The 26,287-nt window shown below is 61.1% G+C and carries 25 protein-coding genes; 14 read left to right on the forward strand and 11 right to left on the reverse strand.

The genetic code is table 11. The features are described 5' to 3' along the window. The first annotated feature begins 1 nt into the window (after window position 1). The 5 genes from ACQ4W0_RS24855 (at window position 2) to ACQ4W0_RS24875 (ending at window position 4,133) form a co-directional block, all read left to right on the forward strand. The gene (locus tag ACQ4W0_RS24855) at window positions 2-616 is read left to right on the forward strand and encodes an ABC-type transport auxiliary lipoprotein family protein (protein ID WP_436579190.1); all 615 of its coding nucleotides are present in this window, start codon (window positions 2-4) and stop codon (window positions 614-616) included. Between the two features lie 10 nt (window positions 617-626). Next, entirely contained in the window at window positions 627-1,814 is a 1,188-nt protein-coding gene (locus ACQ4W0_RS24860; RefSeq protein WP_436579191.1) for a VanZ family protein, read from the forward strand. A gap of 40 nt (window positions 1,815-1,854) precedes the next feature. Continuing rightward, the gene (locus tag ACQ4W0_RS24865; protein ID WP_034781335.1) at window positions 1,855-2,172 is read left to right on the forward strand and encodes a (2Fe-2S) ferredoxin domain-containing protein; all 318 of its coding nucleotides are present in this window, start codon (window positions 1,855-1,857) and stop codon (window positions 2,170-2,172) included. A gap of 48 nt (window positions 2,173-2,220) precedes the next feature. Then, window positions 2,221-2,874, forward strand: a complete 654-nt coding sequence (locus ACQ4W0_RS24870) for an alpha/beta hydrolase (RefSeq protein WP_230523236.1) — start codon at window positions 2,221-2,223, stop codon at window positions 2,872-2,874. A gap of 113 nt (window positions 2,875-2,987) precedes the next feature. After that, complete coding sequence (locus ACQ4W0_RS24875) at window positions 2,988-4,133, forward strand: D-alanyl-D-alanine carboxypeptidase family protein (protein ID WP_436579192.1); 1,146 nt, start codon at window positions 2,988-2,990, stop codon at window positions 4,131-4,133. Between the two features lie 59 nt (window positions 4,134-4,192). Here ACQ4W0_RS24875 and ACQ4W0_RS24880 read toward each other — a convergent pair whose 3' ends face one another. Genes ACQ4W0_RS24880 through ACQ4W0_RS24890 form a run of 3 tightly spaced genes read right to left on the reverse strand, consistent with a single transcriptional unit; the run spans window position 4,193 to window position 8,132 of the window. Further along, the gene (locus ACQ4W0_RS24880; protein WP_436579193.1) at window positions 4,193-5,590 is read right to left on the reverse strand and encodes a cytochrome c; all 1,398 of its coding nucleotides are present in this window, start codon (window positions 5,588-5,590) and stop codon (window positions 4,193-4,195) included. 14 nt (window positions 5,591-5,604) lie between these two features. Beyond that, window positions 5,605-7,401, reverse strand: coding sequence for a GMC family oxidoreductase (locus ACQ4W0_RS24885; RefSeq protein ID WP_436579194.1), 1,797 nt, complete (start codon window positions 7,399-7,401; stop codon window positions 5,605-5,607). Window positions 7,402-7,439: 38 nt separating this feature from the next. Then, window positions 7,440-8,132 (reverse strand): gluconate 2-dehydrogenase subunit 3 family protein, encoded by a 693-nt coding sequence (locus ACQ4W0_RS24890; protein ID WP_436579195.1) that lies wholly within the window; start codon window positions 8,130-8,132, stop codon window positions 7,440-7,442. 225 nt (window positions 8,133-8,357) lie between these two features. Between ACQ4W0_RS24890 and ACQ4W0_RS24895 the strand changes: the two genes are divergently transcribed. Both ACQ4W0_RS24895 and ACQ4W0_RS24900 read left to right on the forward strand, forming a co-directional pair. After that, complete coding sequence (locus tag ACQ4W0_RS24895; protein WP_436579196.1) at window positions 8,358-8,921, forward strand: TetR/AcrR family transcriptional regulator; 564 nt, start codon at window positions 8,358-8,360, stop codon at window positions 8,919-8,921. 56 nt (window positions 8,922-8,977) lie between these two features. After that, window positions 8,978-9,904: an aldo/keto reductase gene (locus ACQ4W0_RS24900; protein ID WP_436579197.1), complete on the forward strand. Its 927-nt coding sequence runs from the start codon at window positions 8,978-8,980 to the stop codon at window positions 9,902-9,904. On the opposite strand, the gene pssA is transcribed toward ACQ4W0_RS24900, so the two are convergent. Beyond that, entirely contained in the window at window positions 9,901-10,671 is a 771-nt protein-coding gene (pssA, locus tag ACQ4W0_RS24905) for a CDP-diacylglycerol--serine O-phosphatidyltransferase (protein WP_436579337.1), read from the reverse strand. The genes ACQ4W0_RS24900 and pssA overlap by 4 nt on opposite strands. Before the next feature lie 237 nt (window positions 10,672-10,908). On the opposite strand from pssA, the gene ACQ4W0_RS24910 reads away from it, so the two are divergent. Together ACQ4W0_RS24910 and ACQ4W0_RS24915 are read left to right on the forward strand one after the other, a co-directional pair. Next, window positions 10,909-11,859 (forward strand): CAP domain-containing protein, encoded by a 951-nt coding sequence (locus tag ACQ4W0_RS24910; protein WP_436579198.1) that lies wholly within the window; start codon window positions 10,909-10,911, stop codon window positions 11,857-11,859. A gap of 104 nt (window positions 11,860-11,963) precedes the next feature. Further along, complete coding sequence (locus ACQ4W0_RS24915; protein ID WP_436579199.1) at window positions 11,964-12,599, forward strand: Hpt domain-containing protein; 636 nt, start codon at window positions 11,964-11,966, stop codon at window positions 12,597-12,599. Window positions 12,600-12,608: 9 nt separating this feature from the next. On the opposite strand, the gene ACQ4W0_RS24920 is transcribed toward ACQ4W0_RS24915, so the two are convergent. After that, a complete protein-coding gene (locus ACQ4W0_RS24920; RefSeq protein ID WP_436579200.1) occupies window positions 12,609-12,809 on the reverse strand; it encodes a hypothetical protein in 201 nt (66 codons plus the stop codon). Between the two features lie 179 nt (window positions 12,810-12,988). On the opposite strand from ACQ4W0_RS24920, the gene ACQ4W0_RS24925 reads away from it, so the two are divergent. After that, window positions 12,989-14,695: a M1 family metallopeptidase gene (locus ACQ4W0_RS24925; protein ID WP_436579201.1), complete on the forward strand. Its 1,707-nt coding sequence runs from the start codon at window positions 12,989-12,991 to the stop codon at window positions 14,693-14,695. 143 nt (window positions 14,696-14,838) lie between these two features. Here the strand turns inward: ACQ4W0_RS24925 and ACQ4W0_RS24930 are convergent, their stop codons facing one another. The 6 genes from ACQ4W0_RS24930 to rpmH form a co-directional block, all read right to left on the reverse strand. Beyond that, window positions 14,839-15,141 (reverse strand): hypothetical protein, encoded by a 303-nt coding sequence (locus tag ACQ4W0_RS24930; protein ID WP_436579202.1) that lies wholly within the window; start codon window positions 15,139-15,141, stop codon window positions 14,839-14,841. Window positions 15,142-15,147: 6 nt separating this feature from the next. Continuing rightward, entirely contained in the window at window positions 15,148-16,527 is a 1,380-nt protein-coding gene (gene mnmE / locus ACQ4W0_RS24935) for a tRNA uridine-5-carboxymethylaminomethyl(34) synthesis GTPase MnmE (protein WP_436579203.1), read from the reverse strand. A gap of 163 nt (window positions 16,528-16,690) precedes the next feature. Beyond that, complete coding sequence (gene yidC, locus ACQ4W0_RS24940; protein WP_436579204.1) at window positions 16,691-18,421, reverse strand: membrane protein insertase YidC; 1,731 nt, start codon at window positions 18,419-18,421, stop codon at window positions 16,691-16,693. Between the two features lie 11 nt (window positions 18,422-18,432). Beyond that, a complete protein-coding gene (yidD, locus tag ACQ4W0_RS24945) occupies window positions 18,433-18,693 on the reverse strand; it encodes a membrane protein insertion efficiency factor YidD (protein ID WP_436579205.1) in 261 nt (86 codons plus the stop codon). Further along, window positions 18,690-19,127, reverse strand: coding sequence for a ribonuclease P protein component (gene rnpA / locus ACQ4W0_RS24950; protein ID WP_102123307.1), 438 nt, complete (start codon window positions 19,125-19,127; stop codon window positions 18,690-18,692). Before rnpA ends, yidD begins: the two co-directional genes overlap by 4 nt. A gap of 23 nt (window positions 19,128-19,150) precedes the next feature. After that, complete coding sequence (gene rpmH, locus ACQ4W0_RS24955) at window positions 19,151-19,285, reverse strand: 50S ribosomal protein L34 (RefSeq protein WP_010401996.1); 135 nt, start codon at window positions 19,283-19,285, stop codon at window positions 19,151-19,153. A gap of 513 nt (window positions 19,286-19,798) precedes the next feature. On the opposite strand from rpmH, the gene dnaA reads away from it, so the two are divergent. The 4 genes from dnaA (at window position 19,799) to ACQ4W0_RS24975 (ending at window position 26,094) form a co-directional block, all read left to right on the forward strand. Continuing rightward, window positions 19,799-21,193, forward strand: a complete 1,395-nt coding sequence (gene dnaA, locus ACQ4W0_RS24960) for a chromosomal replication initiator protein DnaA (protein ID WP_034781304.1) — start codon at window positions 19,799-19,801, stop codon at window positions 21,191-21,193. A 149-nt stretch (window positions 21,194-21,342) separates the two neighbouring features. Continuing rightward, on the forward strand, window positions 21,343-22,449 hold the full coding sequence (gene dnaN / locus ACQ4W0_RS24965; RefSeq protein WP_086147318.1) for a DNA polymerase III subunit beta: 1,107 nt from the start codon (window positions 21,343-21,345) through the stop codon (window positions 22,447-22,449). A gap of 81 nt (window positions 22,450-22,530) precedes the next feature. Continuing rightward, window positions 22,531-25,029: a DNA topoisomerase (ATP-hydrolyzing) subunit B gene (gene gyrB, locus ACQ4W0_RS24970; RefSeq protein ID WP_436579206.1), complete on the forward strand. Its 2,499-nt coding sequence runs from the start codon at window positions 22,531-22,533 to the stop codon at window positions 25,027-25,029. Between the two features lie 144 nt (window positions 25,030-25,173). Next, window positions 25,174-26,094 carry a bifunctional helix-turn-helix transcriptional regulator/GNAT family N-acetyltransferase gene (locus ACQ4W0_RS24975; protein ID WP_436579207.1) on the forward strand — a complete coding sequence of 307 codons (921 nt, stop codon included), beginning with the start codon at window positions 25,174-25,176 and terminating at the stop codon, window positions 26,092-26,094. Window positions 26,095-26,287: the final 193 nt, after the last annotated feature.

The raw sequence follows: 26,287 nt of genomic DNA on the forward strand, positions 1-26,287 counted from the left end.
CATGCACATCCCTCGCAATCTCACGTTGCTGGCCCTGGCCGGCGCTTTCCTGCTGGGCGGCTGCGCCAGCCGCGGCCCCGTCCCCACATTTTATGATTTCGGCCCGGTGGCGCCGATGGCGACCGTGCCGGCGAGCACGCCGCCCGTGCCCGTGCTGGTGATCGCCGACGCCAACGGCCCTTCCTGGCTGGACAGCCAGCGCATGTATTACCGGCTGCTGTACGCCGATGCACAGCAATCGCGACCGTACGCCTATAACCGCTGGAACACGCCGCCGCTGCAACTGTTGAGCCAGCGCCTGAAGACGCGCGTGGCGCAAAGCGGCGTGAAAGTGTTGTCGACTACGGACGCGGCCGCCGGCATTCCCCTGCTGCGCATCGACGTCGATGATTTTTCGCAAAACTTCGATACGCAAACGCACAGCAGCGGCCACGTCTCGCTGCGCGCCTCGCTGTTCCGCGGCCACCGCCTGATCGACCAGAAAACCTTCAGCCGCAGCGGCCCGGCCGGTAGTGCCGACGCGCAAGGCGGCGCGCAGGCGCTGGCGGCAGCATCGGACGCCATCGCCACCGACCTGCTGGTCTGGCTGGGCACGCTGACCATCCCGAAAGAATGACCGTCACAGAATGACCGCCTCCGCAGCCCCTGCCAGCCCGCCAGCGCCACTGCCGCCCGTACGCTCGTCGCCCGTGTCGCGCGCGACCCTGCTCGCTTACGTCTTTCTGATCGTCTACGCCAGCTGGTTCCCGTTCACGGGCTGGCACAGCAATGGCTTGTCACCGCTGACGTTCCTGGAAAACACGCGCATGCCCCGCTACTGGACGGGCTTTGACGTGGGCATCAACATCGTCGGCTACATCCCGCTGGGCGCGCTGATCGTATATTCGCTGTTTCCCAGGGTCACGGGATTTTTTGCCGTCGTGATCGCCAGCCTGTGCGGTATGTTGATTTCCGGCAGCATGGAAGCGGTGCAAACCTATTTGCCCAGCCGCGTGTCGTCGAATCTCGACTTTTATACGAATTCGGCCGGCTGCTTTATCGGTTCCCTCATCGGTGCCTTGACGGCGCGCAAACTGCTCGACCATAGCCATTTGTACCGCGTGCGCCAGCGCTGGTTTGCCCAGCACGCCAGCCAGGGTCTGGTGCTGGTAGCCTTGTGGCCACTGGCGCAAATCTATCCGCAAGGCTATCTGTTCGGCCTGGGCCAGCTGCTGCCCATCCTGTCGGACTGGCTTTCCAGCCTGATCGGCATGGAGATCGACCTGGCCACGTATCTGCGTCCCGATGTGATATTGACCGTCGAGCAATATTGGCTATCAGAAACCATCATCACGGCTTGCGGCATGACGGGCGCCGTGCTCACCTTGCTGTGCCTGCTGCGCCGCGCGGCACCGCGCGCCGTGCTGATGCTGGCCCTCATCGCCGCGGCCTTGATCGTGCGGTCGATGGCCAGCGCGCTGCTGTTTTCGCCCGAAAACGCCTTCGTCTGGATCACGCCGGGTGCCCAGGGCGGCTTTTTGATCGGCCTGATCATGCTGGGCGGCCTGGCGTTCGCGCCCCATGTGGCGCAGCGCCGCATCGCGGCCGCCACCTTGCTGCTGAGCCTGGTGATGGTGAATACAACGCCGATCAATCCGTATTTCATGTCCACCTTGCAAGGCTGGGTACAAGGCAAGTTCCTGAACTTTAATGGCGCGGCGCAATTCCTCGCCCTGCTGTGGCCTTTCATGGCCCTGTGGTTCCTGTGCCTGCCCTCGCACCGCCTGAACCGGCAGGACGATGCGCAGCGCCAGCGTCGCGAAGACACCCCATAAGCGCTATGATGGCGTATTGATGAATCAGCAGGAGCATAGTATGAGCGACGCACCGTATTTTGAACGCCACGTTTTTTTCTGCATGAATAAACGTGAAGACGGCCGCAACAGCTGCGGCGACCATGGCGCGGAAGCGGCGCAAAAGCATTGCAAGCGCCGCATCAAGGAGCTCGACATGAATGGCGCGGGCAAGATCCGCATCAACCAGGCGGGCTGCATGGACCGCTGCGAGGAAGGCCCGCTGCTGGTCATCTACCCGGAAGCGACCTGGTACACCTATGTCGACACCAGCGATATCGATGAAATCATCGATACGCACCTGGTGGGCGGCAAGATTGTCGAACGCCTCAAAATCTAAGCCCTATATTTAATCTTAATTTAAGCCTACGTCACCAGTATGAGCATCATGAACAGAAACTCGGAAAAATTTACCCTCGCCGGCCATGCAGGCAGCATGGAAGGCTTGCTCGATTTCCCGGCAGACACCCCGCGCGGCATCGCCCTCGTTGCCCATCCGCATCCGCTGTATGGCGGCACGATGGATAACAAGGTCACGCAAACCCTGGCGCGCGCCTTTGTCGCCCTCGGTTACGTGGTGGCGCGCATCAACTTCCGCGGCGTGGGCGCTTCGGAAGGCGTGCATGACCATGGCGCGGGCGAGACGGACGACATGCAATTGCTGTATGAACACATGCGCAGCCTGTACCCGGGCTTGCCCGTGGCCTTGTCCGGTTTCTCGTTCGGCACCTTCGTGCAATCGAAACTGCAGGAACGCCTGGCCGCCGCCGGCACGCCCGTCGAGCGCCTGGCGCTGATCGGCAGCGCAGCCGGCAAGTGGGCCATGGCCGACATTCCGGCCGACACCATTTTGATCCACGGCGAACTGGACGACACAATTCCCCTGTCCGCCGTCTTCGACTGGGCCCGTCCACAAGACATTCCCGTGATCGTGATCCCCGGCGCCGACCACTTTTTCCACCGCAAGCTCAATCACATCAAGAATCTCGTGATTGCGCTGTGGCATGGTGACAAACCCGCAATCGCAGCAGATGATCATTGAAGTGTGGGCTTACTACCGTCTCCACGGCTATAATTGATCCGTTTTTTCCACGCGGCCATGTAAGCAGCAACAACATGGCCCCCAGCCTTCATCTTTTTCGCAGACCAGCCTCCATGAAAAAACTTTTAGCGGCACTGGCCTCCAGTGTACTTTTCCTATCCGCCGCCTACGCCCAGAGCGTTCCAGCCCCGACCATCGCCGCCAAGTCCTGGCTGCTGCTTGACGCCACGAGTGGCCAGATCATTGCTTCGCAAGATCCGGACGCGCGCATCGAGCCGGCATCGTTGACCAAGATCATGACGGCCTACCTGACGTTTGCCGCCATCCGCGAAAAGAAACTGGCGCTGGACCAAAAAGTGAATGTCTCCGTGCGCGCCTGGAAAGTCGATTCGAGCAGCTCGAAGATGTTCATCGACCCGGCCACCCCCGTGTCGATCGACGACTTGCTGCATGGCCTGATGATTCAATCGGGTAACGACGCCGCCGTGGCGCTGGCTGAAGCCGTCGCCGGCGATGAAGGCACTTTCGTCGTGCTGATGAACCGCGAAGCCCAGCGCATGGGTCTGAAAAACACGCGCTTTGCCAATCCGCATGGCTTGCCTAGCCCCGAGAACTATTCCACCGCGCAAGACCTGTCCGTCCTGGCCAAGCGCGTGATCGCCGACTATCCGGAATTCTACAAAATCGACTCGATCAAAAGTTTTACGTATAACAAGATTACCCAGCCTAACCGCAACCGCCTGCTGTGGCTGGACCCGACCGTGGACGGCATGAAGACGGGCCACACGGAAGCGGCCGGCTATTGCATGATCGCGTCGGCCCGCCGTCCAGGCGGCACCGGCGAGCGCCGCCTGATCTCCGTGGTGCTGGGCACCACGTCCGACCAGGCGCGTACGCAGGAAAGCCAGAAGCTGCTGAACTGGGGCTTCCAGAACTTCGATACGGTCAAGCTGTACTCGAAAGGCCAGGCCGTGGCCACGCCGGAAGTGTGGAAAGGCTCGAAAGGCACCGTGAAAATCGGTTTCGCCCGCGACGTGCTCGTCACCGTGCCAAAAGGCATGGCTGCCAAGATGAAACCTGTGCTGGAACGCAAGGACCCGTTGGTCGCGCCGCTGGCTGAAAACGCCCCGGTCGGCAAACTGAAAATGATGGTTGAAGACAAGGTCCTGCTGGAACTGCCTGTGGTTGCACTGGAAACCATCAACCAGGCAACGATCTTCGGCCGCGCCTGGGATTCGATGCGCCTGTGGATGAAATAAGTCATTAGCGTTCCGCATAAAAAATGCCCGCAGATGCTGCGGGCATTTTTTTCGTCCTGCTACTTTGCCGGCGCATCCTTCAGGTGCGGCTGGCGCGCCACGGGCGGGAAAGTACCCGGGCGGCCTGCCGCAAACGTCGCTTCCGTCTGCGACGCTGTCACCGGCACGGACAGCTTGCGCACCTTGGCCACCTGCGCCGCCGTCACCGGTGTGCCGCGGTTGCCCCAGCTGGTCTGGATGAAGGTCACCACTTGCGCAGTTTGCTCATCATTAAAAATGTCCGCATACGACGCCATCGTCAGCGCCGACGGCGCCGTACGCGTGGCCGGCACGGCGCCGCCCGACAGCACGATATTGATGGCGGAAGTCGGATCATTCGTCTGCAACACGGCATTGCCGGCCAGCGCAGGGAAGGCCTTGTCGTAGCCCTTGCCGTCGGAACGGTGGCAACCGGCGCAACGGTCCAGGTACAACTGCGCACCCTTGGAATTGACAATACCGCTGAACAATTGCTTGCCCAGCTTGTCGTCCGCCACAAACGCCGGCGTGGCCTGGCTCGATGGCGGCAGGGACTTCAGGTATTTCGCCATCGCCGCCAGATCGCCATCCGTCATATGCTGCATGGAATGGGCCACCACGTCGTTCATGGCGCCGAACGAGGCCGTATGGCTGTTACGGCCCGTCTTCAGGAATTCAGCGATCTCGGCCGCACTCCAGCGCGCCAGGCCGCCGCCATGTTCATTGCGCAGCGAGGGCACGGACCAGCTGTCGATCACGCCGCCGCCCGCCAGGAAGGTGGTATTACCCGCTTCCGTCAGCGATTTTTCCTGCATGCCCACGCCGCGCGCCGTATGGCAAGCACCGCAGTGGCCCAGGCCCTGCACCAGGTAGGCGCCGCGCAGCAATTGCACATCGCCCGTGACCGGCGTTTTATAGGGCTGCGGCGTGGGCGCGAAGGCCCAGCGCCAGATGGTCAAAGGGAAACGCATCGACAGCGGCCACGGGATGTCGGCCGCCTTGTTTGGCGTCGGGTCCGCCTTCACGCCATGCATGAAATAGGCGTACAGGGCCTGCATGTCCGCCTCGCTCAAGCGCGAGTATGACGGGTAGGGCATGGCCGGATACACCGTGTAGCCGTGCTTGGTCACGCCGGTGCGCATCAGCTTGTCGAAATCGGCATAGCTCCAGTCGCCGATGCCGGCCTTCTTGTCGGGCGTGATGTTGGTGGAATATACCTTGCCGATCGGCGTTTCCATGCCCAGGCCACCCGCGAACGGCTGGCCCTTGGTGCCGGCCGTATGGCAGGCGATGCAGTCGCCGGCGCGGGCCAGGTATTCACCCTGGCGTATCAGCTGGGCGTTCGGGGTGGTGGCGTCGGCAGACCAGGCGGAGCCGGGGGTACTGGCGGCGAGCGCCAGCAGCAGCGCGCCCACTGTATTGGTGAATGTGTTGTTCATCTTCTTGTTCTTTATCAAGCGACCAGGGGACGGGGATCTTTCAGGTATTGCTCGCGGATGGCCTTGGCCGACCAGTAGGTCAGCGCGCAAGCGAGGCCCGTCGGGTTGTAGCCGATGCCGACCGGGAACACGCTGGAACCGACGGCAAACACGTTGTGCACGTCCCAGCTCTGCAGGTAGCGGTTGACGACGCTGGTCTTGCGGTCCGCGCCCATGGCCGTTCCGCCCGCCCAGTGGGTGGTCTGGTAGTTGCGCAAGTCGAGGTGGTCGCCCACGCTCTTGACGGAGACCTTGATAGCTTCCGGGTTCATCGCTTCGGCCACCTTCATCATCTTGTCCGTGACGAAACGGCTCATCTTGATGTCGTTTTCCTTCCAGTCGAAGGTAAAGCGCAGCAATTGCTGGCCGAACTTGTCCGTGTAGGTCGGGTCGAGGTCGACATAGCAATCGCGGTAAGTCATGTTGGCGCCATGGCAATCGAAGGACACCGTGTTCAAATAGCTCTTCTTGACGGCCTTTTTCCAGGCCGAACCCCAGGCGGGCGTGCCATCCGGCGTGGCGATACCGGAAATGGGCTTGGAGCCGGCCGGGTTGCACCAGGCGGGCGAGCCGCCCACGAAGCCCAGCGGGCCATGGTCGAAATTGTCGCCATTCCAGTCATCGAGCGCGACACCCGTGCCGCCGGCGCCGATGAAGGGGTTGGTGTTCGTGTCTTCCTTGAAGAATGTCTGGATGGTGGACATCATTTGGTAGGCGATATTGCGCCCCACCACGCCTTCATTGCTGACGGGATCGTATGGCTTGCCGATGCCCGACAGCAGGAACAGATGCGCATTGTTGTAGGCAAAGGCGCTGGCGATGACCAGGTCGGCCGGCTGCTCGACGGCCTTGCCGTCCGCATTGATGTAGGTCACACCTGTTGCACGCGCTTTGCCACCTTTGCTGCCGTCGAGGTTGATGCGCACGACATTGCAGTTGGCGCGCAGCTCGAAGTTTGCCACCATGCGCAGGGCCGGCATGATGTTGACGTTGGGTGAGGCCTTGGAATAGTTGTAGCAGGCGTAGCCGGAACAGAAGCCGCAGAAATTGCACGGCCCCATCTGGCAGCCATACGGGTTCGTGTACGGGCCGGACGCGTTCGACGAGGCGTTGACGAACGGGTGGTAGCCGACGGCCTTGGCGGCGCGGCGGAACAGCTCGGCCGTGTACGGCACTTTTTGCGGCGCCAGCGCGTAATTGTCGGAGCGGTCGCCCTCGAACACATTGCCGTCGCCGACGACGATGCCGTTGACTTTATACGCCTGGCCCGAGGTACCGAACACTTTTTCGACGAAATCGAAGTGCGGTTCCAGTTCGGCGTAAGTCACGCCAAAATCCTGGATCGTCATGCCTTCGGGAATGAATTTCTTGCCATAGCGGCGTTCGTAATGGCTGCGGATTTGCAGCTCTTCCGGCAAGACGCGCCAGTGCATGCCCGACCAGTGCAAGCCCGCGCCGCCCACGCCCGTGCCGGGTTTGAACGCGCCGATCTGGCGATACGGCACGGCCACGCCCGTGATGCTGTGCCGGAAGGTAAACGTGCTCTTCGACATATCCTGGAACAGCTTGCTGCGCTGGATGTAAGTCAGCTCGTCGAGCGTTTTCGGATAGGCGCCGTCGGGATAGGTGTCGCGGTATTCGCCGCGTTCCAGCGCGACCACGTTCAGGCCCGCTTCCGTCAATTCCTTGGCCATGATGGCGCCGGTCCAGCCGAAGCCGACAATCACGGCATCGACAGGCTTCATTTTTACATCGGGTTTGATATCACTCATGATGGTTTTTCTTTTTCTTTGATCGGGTACTAAAAGTTTTACGCTATGGATACTGGTGGCAACGGGTATTTCTTGCCGTACTGTTCCACCCAATCCATGTAGTCGGCGCGCGCGCCGGGAAAGCCCACCATCTTCCAGGCCAGCATGTCTTTGTTGCCACCGTGCACGGGATCGCAAAAGTAGCCTTCGCGCGTGTTTTGCAGCAGCTGGTTGAAGAAGATCTTCGCCGGTACTGCGCCGATGTCCAGGGTGCCCTTTTGCAATTGCGTGATGACGGCATCGCGCTCGGCCCCGTTCAGCTGCACGAAAGACTTGCCCGACTGCTTGTTGACGGCCGTGTTCACGCCGGCCAGGGCGCTCTTGTACAGCTCGCGCGGCGCCATGTGGAACTGGTAGCCGAACTGTTCGATCGAGGGCACGAACGGCCCCTGCATGTACCACAGCGCGCCATACGCGTAAGGCGTGTTCATCTGCGCGTCGATGAATTCATGCACGCCCGATTCCAGCGCGCCCGGCCCTTCGGCGTCGGCGGGAATCAAACGGTCGACCAGCGCGCTCAGGGTGGCCCATTCGGTGGCGTCGAAAAAGCGCGGTTTGTAGGCAGGCTGGTCCTTGGAGACGGCCATGGCCAGGCCGCCGCCGGCGCCGGCCAGCAAGGCCACGGCAGGTGCGGCGCCGACAGCCTTGCGCAAAAAGTTACGCCGGTGGGGCGAAATCCCGATGATTTTCATAGGTTTTCCTCAGGCGGCGCGAGCCGCCACAGTAATGGATGTGGGAGTCAGAAAGAAAATGCGGGCAAGCGCCGCTGAGATTACAGATTTCACGTAGAGATGACTGGGGTATCGCGGCGCATCCGCCTGCCGGTTAATTGATCAAGGTGATTGACAAGCAGTTGCTTTACATTTACGGTGCGCATCGTACCATAATTAAAAGAAACATTCAGAGACAGGTTCAAGGTGATTAAAAATGCAGCAGCGCCGCGTGGACGTCCGCGCAAGGCGGGCGTGGAAGATGCGGTGCTGGAAGCGATCGTCATGCTGGTGCGCCAGCATGGACTGGAAGCGGTGACGATACAGATGGTGGCCGACGTGGCTGGCGTGGGGCGCCAGACGATATACCGGCGCTGGCCGCGGCGCGAAGACATGCTGCTCGACGCGCTCGTCAAGCGCACGGCGGAAAAGCTGCAGCGCGCGCTCGACATGCCGGACGGCCAGGAAATCGAGGCGATCTGCGCGCGCATCTTCGACAACCTGAACGCCGATGGCCGCTTCACCTGCGATTTATTGGTGCTGATCCACAATGATGCGGCCGCGCAGCTGCGCTTTCGCGAGCAGATCGTCGCGCCGTGGATCACCCTGGTGGTGCAGCGCCTGGTCGACATCGGCGTGCGCGCCGATCTCGACCTGCGTTTGTTTGCCTTCATGCTGCAATCGGCGCTGGTGTACCAGATGCAACTGGGCGGCCAGCTCGACCTTGCCCTGCAGGAGCGTTGCTGCCGCTTTATCCGCAGCATGCTCTAGATTAGCTGGCTATAATCGTGGCGAGTCCCATCACGTCACCATCAGAAAGCCAGCCCATGAGCCATGTATTTCCCGCCAGCCTGCAAGCCCCGCGCAGCCGTTTAAGTAGCAACGGCCCCGAACTGTCGCGCATCGTCGCCGGCATGTGGCGCATCGGCGAGTGGAATATGTCGGCGCAGCAACGCCTGGCCTTCATCGAGCAATGCCTGGCGCTGGGCGTATCGAGTTTCGACCATGCCGATATCTATGGCGACTACAGCGCCGAAGGCCTGTTTGGCGAAGCGCTGGCCCTGCAGCCGGGCTTGCGCGACCAGATGGAGCTGGTCAGCAAGTGCGGCATCAAGCTGCTCTCGCCCCACCGTCCCGGCCACGCCATCCAGCATTACGACACGAGCGCGGCGCACATCACCAGTTCCGTGGAACACACCTTGCGCCAGCTGCACACGGACCGCCTGGATTTGCTGCTGATCCACCGTCCCGATCCGCTGATGGATTTCGACGAGATCGCCGGCGCGTTTACCCAATTGAAGCAAGATGGCAAGGTCCTGCACTTCGGCGTGTCGAACTTCAGCCGCCACCAGTTCGACTGCCTGCACCGGCGCTTCCCGCTGGTGACGAACCAGGTGGAATTCTCGCCGTTGCACGTGGCGCCCCTGTTCGATGAAACCTTCGACGGCTTGCAGGACGTGGGGGTGGCACCGATGATCTGGTCGCCGCTGGCCGGTGGCAGGCTGTTCCAGGGGGGCGATGCGAATGTGGAGAACTTGCGCAATGTCATCAAGCAGATCGCCGACCAGCTGCAGCGCCCGTTTGCCAGCGTGGTGTTTGCCTGGATCATGCAATTGCCGTGCCGCCCCCTGCCGCTGACGGGCTCGGGCCGCATCGAAGCGGTGGGCGTGGCCGTGGAAGGCACGCAATTCACGCTCAGCCGCAGCGACTGGTTCGCCATCCTGCGCGCCGCGCGCGGGCACGAGGTAGCCTAGTCTATCTCGTCCAGGTCGTTGAAAACCTGCGGCAGCGCAATGCCGCGCCAGCCCAGATACCAGGCCAGGTTCAGCGCCAGGGTGGCGGCGATGTAGACGGCGAAGAACAGCGCAAAGAAGCTGGTCTTCAGCCACACCAGCAGGGCAACGGCCACGATCAGCACCAGCAGCGCGGCCAGGCTTTTCTTTTGCTTGGAGCTGGGGAAACGCAAGGTCGACACCATCAGGCTGCCCACGCCCACCAGCAGCAGCATCAGCAGATAGCTGTGCAGCATGGAATCGATGGGCGCCGGCCAGGCCACCACCACGGCCGCCACGCAGGCGGCACCGGCCGTGATCGGCATGCCGACAAAATACAGGGGATCGGTACGCCCCACATTCACATTGAAGCGCGCCAGGCGCATGGCGCCGCAAGCGACAAAGAAGAAACTGGCCATGCCGCCAAAGCGCAGCAGCAGCGGATCGTGCACGCCCATCTGCACAAAGCCGTAGCAGTACAACAAGACGGCCGGGGCGCAGCCGAAATTCATCACGTCGGCAATGGAATCGAGCTGCACGCCGAACTGCGAACTGGTCCCCGTCAGCCGGGCCACATAGCCGTCGAGCGCATCAAACACCCCGGCCAGCACCAGCAGCGCTGCGGCCAGGCGATACGCATCGGCGTCGCCCACTGCGGCGTTATCGACGGAAATGACGATGCTGGCAAAACCGCAGGCTATCGACAGCAAAGTCACCATGCTGGGCAAGGCGTACTTGGCGCGCTGCAGGCGCGACTTGGGCAATGTGTTCAAATTATGGGCAATCAAAGTAGCGGGAATGAGGCAATGCAGCGGCAAACGCTGCGCTATGCTCATTCTACCCTGCGCAGCCGTGGCACCGCCCCGCACGAGCGCGCGACATATCTTTTCATGGATGCTCTACGGCAGATCAAAATGCCTTAGAATCGTTTCACAGGGCAGCACACCGGCCCCCACCTCTGTCCGCCTACCTATACAGGAGTCAACTTGATTGTCTCGTCACTACGTTGGAAACACTGGATACCCGCCCTGCTGAGCGCAGCCCTGTTGAGCGCCTGTGGCGGAGGCGATAGCGGCGGAAATACGTCGCTGGGCACCTCGACCCCGGCCGGGCAGCTGGTACAGGAACCGGGCGCTCCCGCCCTCAGCAACAATATTGCCACGGATGGCTTCAACTGGTTCAACTACCGGCGCAGCCAGATCGGACTGTCGCCACTGGTGCGCAATGGCTTGATCGACAGCGCCGCCCTGGGCCATTCCAACTATCTCAATCTCAACAATACGGTGGCGCACGAACAGGTGCTGGGCAAGCCCGGCTTTACCGGCGTCACGCTGGGCGACCGCCTGGCCAAGGCCGGCTACGTCGTCACGTCGCTGCAGGGCGAAGTCATCGCCGGCGCGAGCAACACGTCCGGCTTTTACCTGGCCGAAGAGCTGGTCACGGCCATCTATCACCGCTTCGTCATTTTCGAGCCGCTCTTCAAGGAAGGTGGCGCGGGAGCGGCTGTCAGTGGCGCCGGCTACGCGTATTTCACCACCGACCTGGCAAGCAACCGCAACTATGGCCCCGGACTGGCGGCGGGGCAAATCGTCGCCTATCCATTTAGCGGGCAGCAAAAGGTGGCCGTCAGTTTTTCCAGCGATAACGAAGCACCCGATCCCGTGCCGAACCAGGACGTGGTCGGCTACCCGATCAGCGTGCATGCCAATTACGGCACGAGCGTCAGCGTGACAGCGTTCAGCGTGCGCCAGCGCGGTGCGGGCACGGACCTGACGGTGCGCCTGCTGACGAGCGGCAGCGATGCGCATACGCCGGTCTCGGCCGCATCCATCATTCCGCTGGCGCCCCTGACCGAAAACACCACCTATGACGTGCATTTCATCGGCAAAGTCAATGGCGCGGACATCACGTACAACTGGTCATTCAGCACGCGCTAGCCTGACATCGCATGGCAAGCGGACGCGGTATTGAGGACGACAGGATGTAAAATAGCGGTTCCTGCTTTACTGACAGTGACAAGTTTTGGGGCTCTCTGCACAGCATGCTGAAACCACACGCCACTTGCGATGATGATGCCGCCGTAGCGGCATCCGACATGGTTCGTATTCTCGACGTCGAGAACGGGCTGGGCCGCATCATGGGCGACCGCATCCTGTACCTGAAAATCCTGCGCCGCTTCCTGCATGACCACAGCACCACGCCGTGCCAGATCCGCGCCGAATTCGACGCCGGCAACTATGCCTCCGCGCGTCTGAAGGCGCATACCCTGAAGGGCGCCGCCGGCATGATCGGTGCGCGCCACGTGCATGGCCTGTCGGAAACGCTGGAGTCGGCACTGCGTGCGCAGGCGCCCGACCTGGCCCAGCAGATGTTGCAGCTAGAACTGGCGCAGGATCAATTGCTCGGCGCGGTCAGCAGCATGCTGGGCACGCCGGAAGCGACCCATACGGCGGCGCAGGACGTGGCGCCCGATCCTGCCGCCCCCGCCATCCGGCTGCTGCTGGCGCGCCTGGCCAGCCATCTGCGCGAAGGCGATGGCGCGGCCATCGACATCCTGGAAAACTCGGCCAGCCTGCTGGCCGCCAGCCTGGGCGTGCACGTCTACCAGGAAGTGGCGGCCGCTGCGCATGAGTTCGACTTCGACGGCGCACTCGCGGCGCTGCTGCGGCGCCGCTGATTACCGAACTCAAGGGTGGTATTGCGCCTCTTCCGCGTAAGCCATGCCGCAACTCTTGCTGCAAAAGCGGCGCACGGCGTCGAGCGGCTTGTCGCAATACCAGCACGCGCCTTTTGGCGGCAAGCTGGCGATCAACTCCGGCATGGCGGGCAATGGCCGCGCCAGTACCCCATATTCGCCCTGCACGATGTCCGGCTGTTTGCTGTCCATGGCGCTTCCTTTCTTAGCGGCACTTCAAAGCCGCTCAGCAAGATTACGTCAGCGCAGTTTACAGCCCATGACATTTCTCAACGGCGGCCACGCTTGCCCCATCGGCACGCTGAAATTTCCAAACGACAACGTTATCACTTAACACTACAATCAGTGTTCCGTTCACTTGCGCGTTCGCCATGAAACCTGTCCCTCTACTGCTCTCCTGCTTGCTGCTCAGCGTGCTCAGCGCCTGCGCCACGCGCGCGCCCACCGCCTACCCCCTCAATTCGGGTGCCGAACGCACGCCGGAACAACTGGCAGTGGTCTTCGAACACGCCGACCTGACCCTGCGCATCGACCCGGCCAACCGCAGCATCGCCGGCGATGCGCGGCTGACTTTCCTGGCGACCCAGCCGATCTCGCGCTTCGCGCTGGACCTGGACCGCAACCTGCCGGTCGATGCCATCGAAGTCGACGGCAAGGCGCTGCAGCCACAAGACTATGCCAACCCGGACGGGCGCCTGAGCATGACCTTGCCGGCCACCCTCGCGGCAGGTGCGCGCACCACCATCCGCATCGTCTACCACGGCGTGCCCCACGTCGCCGTGAAAGCGCCGTGGGATGGCGGCATGGTGTGGTCGAGCACGGCCGATGGCGCACCATGGATCGCCAGCGCCGTGCAAGGCGAAGGCTGCGACCTGTTCTGGCCCTGCATTGACCACCCGATGGGCAAGGCCCAGCTGATCGACCAGCACATCCAGGTGCCGGCGCCGCTGGTGGCGGCCGGCAACGGCATCGCGCTCGGCATGGATGAGGCCGATGGCTGGCGCACCTGGCACTGGCGCGCCAAACATCCGAGTACCTATGGCATCGCGCTGAACGTGGCGCCCTACCGCAGCCTGCAGGGCGGGTATGCTAGCCGCTACGGCAACCGCATCCCCCTGCAGTTCTGGTACCTGCCGGAAAGCGAGGCAAAGGCGGGCGCCCTGTTCGCGGAATTGCCGCCCATGCTGGATTTTTTTGAAAGCGTCATCGGCCCCTACCCGTTTGGCGACGAAAAAGTCGGCATTGCCGAAACCCCGCACAAGGGCATGGAACACCAGACCATCAATGCCTATGGCAACAAATTCGCCAAAACCAGCTATGGCTACGATGAATTGCTGCAGCATGAATTTGCCCATGAATGGTTCGGCAACCAGCTGACCAACAGCAACTGGGACGATATGTGGCTGCACGAAGGCTTCGGCACGTATATGCAGCCCCTGTACATGCAATATCTGCGGGGTGAGCAGGAGTATTTTGCGTCGTTACAGCAAATGCGTGCCGGCATCGTCAACAAGGCGCCCATGGTGTCGGGCAAGCCGAAAAGCGAGGAAGAGGTCTACGACCTGAAGAAAGGCGGGCCGGGCGGCGACATTTATGTGAAAGGGGCGCTGGTGCTGCATACCTTGCGCGGACTGATCGGCGACGAGGCGTTCTTCCGCGCCGTGCGCCTGCTCGTGTACGGCACGGAACAACCGCAACCGGGCCAGTTCCAGCCACGCTATGGCAGCACGGCGGAATTCATGGCCATCGTCAACAAAGTCACGGGCAGCAACTATGACTGGTTTTTCCAGGCTTATCTGTACCAGGCCGCGCTGCCAGAGCTGTCCGCCGTGCGTGACGGCGACACCTTGCGCCTGCTATGGAAGACGCCTGCTGACATCGCCTTCCCGATGCCAGTGGAAGTGCGTATCGGCAAGGAAATCCATACCGTTTCCATGTCGCTGGGCTTTGGCGAACTGCCCCTGCCGGCTGGCGCCACTTACACGCTCGACCCGCACTCACGCGTGCTGCGCCGCGCCGAGCATATCGAGGCCTTCCAGACATTCAGGGAAGAACAGGCGAAGGGGAAGAAGGGGTAAGGTGATATCAGCTTTCACCCCAAAGGCAAAACCTGGGGTCAGACCCCCTCGCACGTTAGCGGTGACCTTTGTGTTAGCGGTGTTGAGGGTCTGACCCCGGCCTTTTTGCCGTTCGGGGCAAATGCAAAAAACACCTCTGATACTTATTTCCGAAAGCTCCTGACCGCATCATTCGCATGCTCGTCGATGACTTTTTTAATCGCCGGCTGCCCCGCATACTTCACGTGCAGCCGTTTCCACTGGCGTTGCGCCTGGCCGCATGATTGCTCGATGGCTTGCGTGATGTCGCGCTGGCGCGCCTTGTCGTGCTCATCCCATTCGCCGGCAAAGTGCTCGCACATTTGCGCCTGCTCAATGAATTGCGCCACGTCGCGCGGCAGTTTTTCCTCTGCGGTCACCAGCAGGGGCAGACAATACAGCACGCAAGCGAACAGTCTTTTCACCATGCCCCCTTACTTGCCAATGCAGAAACGGCTGAAGATCACGCCCAGCAAATCGTCAGGTGAAAACTCACCCGTGATGCTCGACAGCTGCACCTGCGCCAGGCGCAGCTCTTCGGCGAACAGGTCCAGCGACTGGTCATCCTGCGCCGCGTGCGCGGCAGCGATGTTCAAGTGCTTGCCGGCCGACTTGAGCGCGATCAAATGGCGTTCGCGCGCCAGGTACAGCGATTCGCCCGTCTGCTGCCAGCCGGCGATGCGCAGCAGCTCGGCGCGCAGCAAATCGATGCCGATGTGCTCGTGCGCCGACAGATACACGTGCGTGGCGTCCGGCAAGCTGTCGACGCCAGGCTTGTGGCCGGACAAGTCGATCTTGTTCCACACGCGCACCACGGGCACGCCTTCAGGGAAGGCGGCGACGATGGTTTCATCGGCCAGGGTAGGGCCATGGTCGGCGTCGAGCAGGTGCAGGATCACGTCGGCCTTGCCGATTTCGCCCCAGGTGCGCTCGATGCCGATGCGCTCCACGGCGTCGATGGTGTCGCCCGCGCTGCGGATGCCGGCCGTGTCGATGATGTTGAGCGGAATGCCCTCGATCTGGATGGTTTCGCTGACCTTGTCGCGCGTGGTGCCGGCGATCGGCGTGACGATGGCCACGTCGGCGCCCGCCAGCGCATTCAGCAGCGACGATTTGCCCACGTTGGGTTGACCCGCCAGCACGACATTGAGGCCTTCGCGCAGCAACGCGCCCTGCGCCGCCTGGGCAAACACTTTATTCAAGGCTTCGATGACGGCTTTCAACTGGCCGCGTGCATTCGATTTTTCCAGGAAATCGATTTCTTCTTCCGGGAAATCCAGGGTCGCCTCGACCAGCATGCGCAAGCCCGTCACCTGTTCCACCAGCGCATGGATCGTATTGGAAAACGCGCCCGACAGCGATTGCGAGGCGGACTTGGCGGCCGCTTCCGTGGAAGCGTCGATCAGGTCGGCCACGGCTTCGGCTTGCGCCAGATCAAGCTTGTCATTCAAAAAGGCGCGGCGCGTGAATTCACCGGGTTCGGCCAGGCGCAAGCCGCTGTCCTTGCCTGCCTCCAGCACGCGCGCCAGCAGCAGCTGCAACACGATCGGGCCGCCATGGCCCTGCAATTCCAGCACGTCTTCGCCCGTGTACGACTGCGGGCCCTTGAAGTGGATGGCGATGCCCTGGTCGATGATGCTGCCGTCACTTTCCGTGAATGGCAGGTAGGTGGCATGGCGTGGTTTCAGCTGCTGCGCGCCGAACAGGGCAGTCATCAGCGGTGCGAGGTTTTTGCCGGAGGCGCGTACTACGCCAATGCCGCCGCGTCCGGGTGCGGTGGCGATGGCGGCGATAGGGGAAGAGTCGAGTTTCATGGGGATATTGTAGATTATTCGGGGGAGCTGTACGCAAAGGAGTAATGGCGGAACGGCCACGCTTGTGGTGCCGATTCCTCAGCGGAAGGCTGGGGTCAGACCCGGCGGGTCTGACCCCGAAAAAAAGCCCGCGCGAGGCGGGCTTTCTGTTCGCTGGCCGGAATTACTTGGCGGCAGGCGCGTATTTCTTGGTGATCACCCATTGCTGGCCAATCGACAGGACGTTGTTGACGACCCAGTAAAGTACCAAGCCCGACGGGAAGAAGAAGAACATCACCGAGAATGCCAGTGGCATGAACAGCATCATCTTCGCTTGCATCGGATCGGCCGGGGCCGGGTTCAGCTTGGTCGTGATGTACATCGAGATCGCGTACAGCACAGGCAGGATACACCATGGGTCATGCTGGGCCAGGTCGGTGATCCAGCCGATCCATGGCGCACCGCGGATTTCCACGGACGCGTTCAGCACCCAGTACAGGGCGATAAAGACGGGCATCTGGATCAGGATCGGCAGGCAGCCGCCCAGCGGATTGATCTTTTCCGTCTTGTACAGCTCCATCGTCGCCTGGTTCATCTTTTGCGGGTCGCCTTTGTAGCGCTCGCGGATCGCTTGCATCTTCGGCGTGACCAGTTTCATCTTCGCCATGCTACGGTAACCGGCAGCCGACAAGGGGAAGAACGCCAGCTTGATCAGGATCGTGAAGGCGATGATGGTCCAGCCCCAGTTGCCCAGCACGCTGTGGATGTGTTCCATGACCCAGAAGATCGGCTTGGCGATGATGGTCAGCCAGCCGTAATCCTTGACCAGTTCCAGGCCAGGCGATACCGATTCCAGCAGATGCGCGATTTGCGGACCCGAGTACAGTTTGCTGTCCATGCTGGCCGTGGCGCCTGGCGCCAGGGTAGGCAATGGCAGCACGTTGCCGATGGCGTACAGGTTGGCGCCGACCTTCTTGGTGAAGATGTCGCGCTTGGCGTTTTCAGGCGGCACAAAGGCGGAAACGAAGAAGTGTTGCGAAATAGCAAACCAGCCGCCATTCGCCGTGGCCGGATGCAGGCCCTTCATGGCGTTGTCGTTGCCCTTCTTCTCGTCTTCCACGGCGGCTTTTTCGATTTTCTCGAACGTCAGCTTCTGGTACTTGTCTTGCGGCGTGTACAGGGTCGGACCCGTGAAGCTGCTGTTGAAGAACGAGTCGCCGACCGGCTTGTTGCCGTCATGCGTCAGTTGCAGATACAGCTGTGGCGTGACAGGCGCTGCGCCCACGTTGGCCACGTCATGGCGCACGTCGATGACGTAGTCGCCACGTTTGAACGTAAACGTCTTGGTCAGCTTGACGCCGCCTTCGACCGCTTCCATCACCAGTTGCACTTGCTTGCCGTCACCGATGGTGCGCACGCCAGGCTGTACGGTGAAACCGCTCGCATGGGTAGGGAACGGACCGCCGACCAGGCCCGATTGCGCCAGGTAGGTGTGGTTCGCGCCTTCGTCGAACAGCACTTCGTTTTGCTTGCCTTCGTCAGGCTGGCACCATTTGAACAGGCCGAAGCAGCCGCCAAACCAGCCCGGATTGCCCGCGCCCTTGAATTTCAGCAATTCCAGACGCTTGACCTGGCCGCCCAGGGTGTCGATGTCGACCTTGATGACGTCGGTGGTGATGGTAATCACTTCGCGCTTGAACGCGGCGGGATCGACAGCCTCACCCGGCAGGGCAGGCACGCCTGCCGCAGCCGGCAAAGTATCCGTCTTGGCAGGGGTCGCAGGCGCCTTGGCGGTTTGTTCCGTGTTCGCGGAGAACATCGACGGCTTGCCGTTCGAGATCATCCATTCGTTCCAGAGAATTACCAGCGAGACGGAAAACACGATCCACAGGATGGTACGTTTATTGATATCCATTAGGGTATTTGTCAGGAGTGGTTGCAACCGCAAGCGGTCGTTGAAGATTGTTTAGCGTCGGTCGGCGGCACCGGGTCGACACCCCCTTCATTCCAGGGGTGGCAACGGCACACGCGTTTGGCAGCCAGCAGGCTGCCCTTGGCGGCGCCGTGCACACGCAGCGCTTCCATCGCGTAATGCGAACAGCTCGGATAGAAACGGCAATTCTGTCCCAGCATGGGGCTGATCAGCAACTGATAAGCGCGCAGCAGGAACAGCAGCAGGGTTTTCATGGCGCGGATGGTGGTGGCGCAGCAACAGAACGGGCCTGGGCGGCGATTTGCGCCGCAAACAGGCGGCTCAATTCCTCACGCAGCTCGGCTTTGAGCTGGCTCGTGGTGGCCGGGCCATCCTTGCTGTTGACGGCGCGCGACAAACGCACCACGCAGTCGACCGGCGGCATCGCGCTGTTGCGAAACAGCTCGCGCGTGACGCGCTTGATCGTGTTGCGGGTCGCCGCGCGTGGCGCGAAACGCTTCGCCACAACGACGCCCAGCCGCGCATGCGGCAATTGATTGTGTCGGGTGTACAGCACAAAATGCGCTGTTTTTTGCGAAGGGCGCAAACGAAAAACGGATGAAAATTCATCCGTTTTAACGATACGCCGAACGCGCGCGAAGTCGTGTGAACCTTCGCGTTGATTGCCGACTGGAGTACAGCTAGCCACGCGATCAGCTGTCAACGACAAGCCTAGACGGCCAGACGTTTGCGGCCCTTTGCGCGACGTGCGTTGAGCACATCACGGCCACCACGGGTAGCCATACGAGCGCGGAAGCCGTGCGTACGCTTGCGGCGAACGACGGAAGGTTGGTAAGTACGTTTCATGTTGGTCTCGCTAAAAACAAAAAAAATGCAAAATCGGGTCTGACGTCCCGTCAGTTTTTGGTGCCAATGACAATCGCGCACTTATGCCAAGGCACAAGCTGGCCAATCTCATCGCCCGCTTAATCCACGCTTAGTCCATATTGTCGTTCCAAATGAATAAACACGGAATACGGGCGGGGAACCCTGAATTATTCAGCATATGCCCCCCTCTTGTCAAGGATTGCCGTGATCGCCCGGAAATTTGCGCGCCGGACCCCGTCTGCCGGCAAGGCCCCGCCACAGGCCGCGCCAGCACTGCCTGTGGCGGGATAACCTTGGGATAAGTCGCCTCTTATACACACGGCGCCCCGCCCTGGCACAGAAAAATAACAGCCGCGCCTGTGGATAACTTTGGCAGTCGGGAGTAGAATAGCGCGTTACGTGTGGCGAGCCCTCGCGCGACGCCGGCCTTGCAACACGGTGAACGCAGGGCAGAATCGATACGCCCTCCCACACCTTTTCACATAGACATACATGGATAATTTCTGGCAGGCCTGTTCCGCGCAGTTGGAACTGGAGCTGACACCGCAACAATTCAGTGCGTGGATCAAACCGCTTATCCCTCTCGATTACGAAGAGGGCAAGCTGCGCATTGCTGCGCCCAATCGCTTCAAGCTCGATTGGGTCAAGACCCAGTTCGCCAGCCGCATCACTGCACTGGCCATACAGTACTTCGAAGCGCCCACGGAAGTGCAGTTCGTGCTCGACCCGCGCCTGGCCCTGCCGAAGAAGCCCGTCACCGCCAGCACCCCGGCCAGCGATCCGAATGGCGGCGCGCCCAGCGCGCGCGCCGCGGAGCCGCAGCCCAGCGTGCCGGAACTGAGCATTGGCGCGGCGCCGCGCCGCGAGCAGAGCCGCATCAACACCGATCTGACCTTCGACAGCTTCGTGACCGGCAAGGCCAACCAGCTGGCGCGCGCCGCCGCCATCCAGGTAGCGAACAATCCGGGCGTGTCCTATAACCCGCTGTTCTTCTACGGCGGCGTCGGCCTGGGTAAAACCCACTTGATCCACGCCATCGGCAACCAGGTGATGGCCGACAATCCGGGCGCGAAAATCCGCTACATCCACGCAGAACAGTACGTTCGCGACGTAGTGACCGCTTACCAGCGCAAGGGTTTCGACGACTTCAAGCACTACTATCACTCGCTCGACATGCTGCTGATCGATGATATTCAATTCTTTGGCGGCAAGAGCCGCACGCAGGAAGAGTTTTTCTATGCGTTCGAGGCATTGATTGCTGCGAAGAAACAGATCATCATCACCTCGGATACCTATCCGAAGGAAATCACGGGCATGGACGACCGGCTGATTTCGCGCTTCGACTCGGGCCTGACGGTGGCCATCGAACCGCCGGAGCTGGAAATGCGCGTGGCGATTTTGCTGAAAAAAGCCAAGCAGGAAGGCGTGACCTTCTCCGACGACGTGGCCTTCTTTGTCGCCAAGCACTTGCGCTCGAACGTGCGCGAGCTCGAAGGCGCGCTGCGCAAAATTCTGGCGTACTCGCGTTTCCATGGCAAGGACATCACGATCGATATCGTCAAGGAAGCCCTGAAGGACTTGCTGTCGGTGCAGAACCGCCAGATTTCCGTGGAAAACATCCAGAAAACAGTGGCCGACTTTTTCAATATCAAGGTGGCCGACATGTATTCGAAGCGCCGGCCCGCAAATATCGCCCGGCCGCGCCAGATCGCCATGTACCTGGCCAAGGAATTGACACAGAAGAGCCTGCCGGAAATCGGCGAACTGTTCGGCGGCCGCGACCACACCACGGTACTGCATGCCGTGCGCAAGATCGCGCTGGACCGCACCAAGAACCCGGAATGCAACCACGAATTGCATGTGCTGGAGCAAACCTTGAAGGGCTAGGCACAACTTGGCAAGACTGGCTCAAAACGTGCTTTACCCTTATTATCTGGGAGGGCACCGCAGCCGGTCTGTCGGGGCTCCCTATGGCAACAATTGTTAAATTAATACGTTAAACGTCGTACTGTTCAACCTATACATTGAGGATAAATATGCAATTGGTCAAAACCACCCGAGATACCCTTCTCCGGCCACTGCAGATCGTGAGCGGTATTGTCGAGCGTCGGCACACTATGCCGATTCTGGCCAATATCCTCATCCGCAAAGACGGTGAAAATGTCTCCTTCCTGTCGACCGACACCGAAGTGCAGATCACCACGCACGCGGAAATCGGCTCCGGCGCGGACGTCACGGGCACCACCGTGGCCGCGCGCAAGCTGCTGGACATTTTGCGCGCGCTGCCCGAATCGGGCGACGTCACGATGACCCTGCTGAACAAGCGCCTGACCGTGCAAACGGGCAAGTCGCGCTTCGCCCTGCAAACCCTGGCGGCGGAAGAGTTTCCAACCGTGCAACAGGCGGAAAGCTACAACGCCTCCGTCACCCTGCCGCAGAAAACGCTGAAGCACCTGTTCAACATGGTGCATTTCTCGATGGCGCAGCAAGACATCCGCTATTACCTGAACGGCTTGCTGCTGGTTCTGGATGGCAATCATGTCATCGCCGTGGCCACCGACGGCCACCGCCTGGCGTTTTGCCAGGTCGCCACCGAGCAGACGTTTGCGCGCCAGGAAGTGATTATCCCGCGCAAGACCATCATCGAACTGCAGCGCCTGCTGGAAGAGAACGATGAGCCGGTGCAACTGGACATCGCCGCCAACCAGGTGAAACTGACCTTTGCCGACATCGAGCTGATCTCGAAGCTGGTGGAAGGCAAGTTCCCCGACTACACGCGCGTGATTCCAAAAGGCTACAAAAACGACTTCACCATCGGCCGCGATGAATTGCTGCGCTCGCTGCAACGTGCCGCCATCATGACCAGCGACAAGTTCAAGGGCGTGCGCTGCATCATCACGCCAGGCAGCATGAAAATCAGCTCGACCAATGCGGACCAGGAAGAAGCGGTCGAGGAACTGGAAATCGACTACGGCGGCGACTCCGTCGACATCGGCTTCAACGTGACGTATCTGCTGGACGTGCTGAACAATCTGAAATGCGAATACGTCAACATCGCGCTGGGCGACTCGAACTCGTCCGCCCTGATCTCCATCCCTGACAATGCGGACTTCAAGTACGTTGTCATGCCGATGCGCATTTAAGCGTAACCCAATGCAAAACTGGGGTCCGACCCGACAGGGTCAGGCCCCGCAATCAGCAATCGTTATTTGAGAAAGCAGTCCATGTCCGAGAATCCACAAGACACCCCGATCCAGGCCATTACGGAAGAATACGGCGCCTCCTCCATCCAGATCCTGGAAGGTCTGGAAGCCGTGCGCAAACGCCCGGGCATGTACATTGGCGACACCTCGGACGGCACCGGCTTGCACCATCTGGTATTCGAAGTGCTGGACAACTCCATCGATGAATCGCTGGCCGGCCACTGCACGGACATCCACGTCACCATCCACAGCGACAATTCGATCTCGATCACCGACAATGGCCGCGGCGTGCCGACCGGCCTGAAAATGGACGACAAGCACGATCCGAAGCGTTCGGCAGCGGAAATCGTCATGACCGAGCTGCACGCGGGCGGCAAGTTCGACCAGAACTCGTACAAAGTATCGGGCGGTTTGCATGGCGTGGGCGTGTCCTGCGTCAATGGCCTGTCGAAATTGCTGAAACTGACCATCCGCCGCGATGGCAAAGTGCATCACATGGAATTCGTGCGCGGCGTGCCGCAAGACCGCCAGATCGTCATGGTCGGCGACATCGCGACGTCGCCGATCAAGGTCATCGGCGAAACGGACAAGCGCGGCACCGACGTGCATTTCTGGGCCGACGAAGAGATTTTCACGCACGTGGAATTCCACTACGAAATCCTGGCCAAGCGCATCCGCGAACTGTCCTTCCTGAACAATGGCGTCAAGATCAAATTGTCCGACCAGCGCACGGGCAAGGAAGAAATCTTCGCCTTCGAAGGCGGCACGCGCGGCTTCGTCGAATACATCAACAAGGCCAAGTCGGTCTTGCACCCGACCATTTTCCAGGCCACGGGCGAGCGCATGTCGGACCAGGGCACGAACATCTCGGTCGACGTGTCGATGCAGTGGAACGATGCCTACAACGAACAGGTGCTGTGCTTTACAAATAACATCCCGCAACGCGACGGCGGCACCCACTTGACGGGCTTGCGCGCGGCGATGACGCGCGTGATCAACAAATACATCGATGAACACGAGTTCGCCAAGAAGGCGAAAGTGGAAATCAGCGGCGACGACATGCGCGAAGGCTTGACCTGCGTGCTGTCCGTGAAAGTGCCGGAACCGAAATTCTCGTCGCAGACGAAAGACAAGCTGGTCTCAAGCGAAGTGCGCGGCCCGGTCGAAGAGATCGTCGCCAAGACCCTGGCAGATTACCTGCAAGAAAAACCGAACGACGCCAAGATCATTTGCGGCAAGATCGTCGAAGCAGCGCGCGCCCGCGAAGCGGCCCGCAAGGCCCGCGACTTGACGCGCCGCAAAGGCATCATGGACGGCCTGGGCCTGTCGGCCAAGCTGGCCGACTGCCAGGAAAAAGACCCCGCCCTGTGCGAACTGTACATCGTCGAGGGTGACTCGGCAGGTGGCTCCGCAAAACAAGGGCGCGACCGCAAGTTCCAGGCGATCTTGCCACTGCGCGGTAAAGTCTTGAACGTGGAAAAAGCCCGTTTCGAGAAAATGCTGTCGTCGGAGCAGATCACCACCCTGATCGCCACCCTCGGCACCTCGATCGGACCGGACGAATTCAACGTCGAGAAACTGCGCTACCACCGCATCATCATCATGACCGATGCGGACGTCGACGGCGCCCACATCCGTACCCTGCTGCTGACCTTGTTCTACCGCCAGATGCCGCAACTGGTCGAACGCGGCCACATCTACATCGCGCAACCGCCGCTGTACAAAGTAAAATCGGGCCGCGACGAGCGCTATCTGAAAGATGACGCCGAGGAAGCGAGCTACATGATGACGGTGGCGCTGAACACGGCCGTGCTGGTGCCGCGCACAGGCGCGGAAGGCATTTCCGGCGAGACCCTGACGGAACTGGTGCGCAAGTTCAACCTGTCGAACACCATCATGACGCGTCTGACGCGCGTCATCGACCGTGCCGCCCTGACGGCCATCATGACGGGCGCGCAGCTGGACCTGTCGACCCTGGACCTGGCGGAAACCTCCGCCCTGACCCTGCAGACAGCCATCAACGACAGCGCCGTGCGCGTGCATGTGCGTTCCGACGACTTGTCGGAAAAACACAAGCTGCACATTGAACGCATGCACCACGGCAACATCAAAGTGACGGCCATCGACGCCGACTTCGTGCAAGGCCCGGACTACGCCGTGCTGAGCAGCGGCGCCGCCACCTTCGAAGGCCTAATCGGCGAAGGCGCCTTCGTGCGCCGCGGCGAAGGCGAGCGCGTCAAGGAAATCGCCGTGGTCGACTTCCACCAGGCCATGCAATGGCTGCGCGACGAAGCCGAACGCACGGTCTCGAAACAGCGCTACAAAGGTCTGGGCGAGATGAACCCGGACCAGCTGTGGGAAACCACGATGGACCCAACCGTACGCCGTTTGCTGAAGGTACAGATCGAAGACGCCATTGCGGCGGATCAAATCTTCACCACCCTGATGGGCGACGACGTGGAACCACGCCGCGCGTTCATCGAAAACAACGCGCTACGCGCGGGCAATATCGACGTGTAAGCCCGCTTCCCTGGTTTCCATGTCTGCCAAGGCGGCCCTTTTCAGGGCCGCTTTTTTTATGCGCGCGAGAATCCTGCCGGCATATTGACATACTTGCTAAAAGCAAGCAATAATCTGCTATAAGCAAGCAAATGGAGGTGTCACATGCAGGCGGATCAACTCAGCGAGCGCACGGAGATCGTGCGTCGTTTCAACCGTTTCTATACGCGCCAGATTGGTGTGCTGCATGAACATTTGCTGGATAGCGCGTTTTCGCTGACAGAGGTGCGCATCCTGTACGAATTGGCGCACCGGGAGCAACTGACCAGTGCGGACTTGTGCCGCGAGCTGGGCTTGAACGCAGGCTATCTGAGCCGGGTCATTGCCGGGTTTGAAAAGCAGGGGCTGATCACCAAAACGCGCTCGCCCACGGATGCGCGCGCGGCCCGATTGCAGCTGACCGAACAGGGACAGCGCACCCTCGCGCCACTGGTCGAGGCGTCGCGGCGCGAAGTGGCGGCCATGCTGGAACGCTTGCCCCCAATGGCGCAGCAGGAACTGGTCGCTGCCATGGGCCAAATCCAGGGCTTGCTGGGGGAAGCAACGCCCAGTTATATCCTGCGCAATCCGCAGCCGGGCGATATGGGCTGGATCATCCACCGGCAAGCCGTGCTGTATACGCAGGAATACGGCTGGAACAACGAGTACGAGGCACTCGTTGCCGACATCCTCGCCAAGTTCGTGCGGGAATTCGACCCGGTCCGTGAGCGCTGCTGGATCGCCGAGAAGGACGGCAAGGTGATCGGCTCGGTCTTCATCGTGCGCCAGGACGACGCGACGGCCAGGCTGCGCCTGCTGTATGTCGATCCCTGCGCGCGCGGCCTGGGCATCGGCAGCCGCCTGGTCGACGAATGCCTGCGCTTCAGCCGCCAGGTGGGCTACACGAAAATGGTGTTGTGGACCAACAGCATCCTCACCGGCGCGCGCCGGATCTACGACAGGGCTGGCTTCGAGCTGGTCGAGGAAGAGGCGCATCACAGCTTTGGCAAGGACTTGATCGGCCAGGTGCTGGCGCGCGACCTGTAAGCAGGCGCAGCTGCCCCCTGGCATGGAAGCGACTGTGGCGGCGCCAGGACAGTGGCCGCCAATTTCCTCGTCTGGATCACCAATCCCCCCAAGAAACCAGTACACTAGTTCCTGAGTGCAACTACTTTTGTACGCACCCATGCCGCCTGCCGTTGCCGGGAGGCGTCCCTGCCGCAAGGCGTGTTGTCTGCCT

Source organism: Janthinobacterium breve, assembly GCF_051380895.1.
Taxonomy (GTDB): Bacteria; Pseudomonadota; Gammaproteobacteria; order Burkholderiales; family Burkholderiaceae_D; genus Janthinobacterium.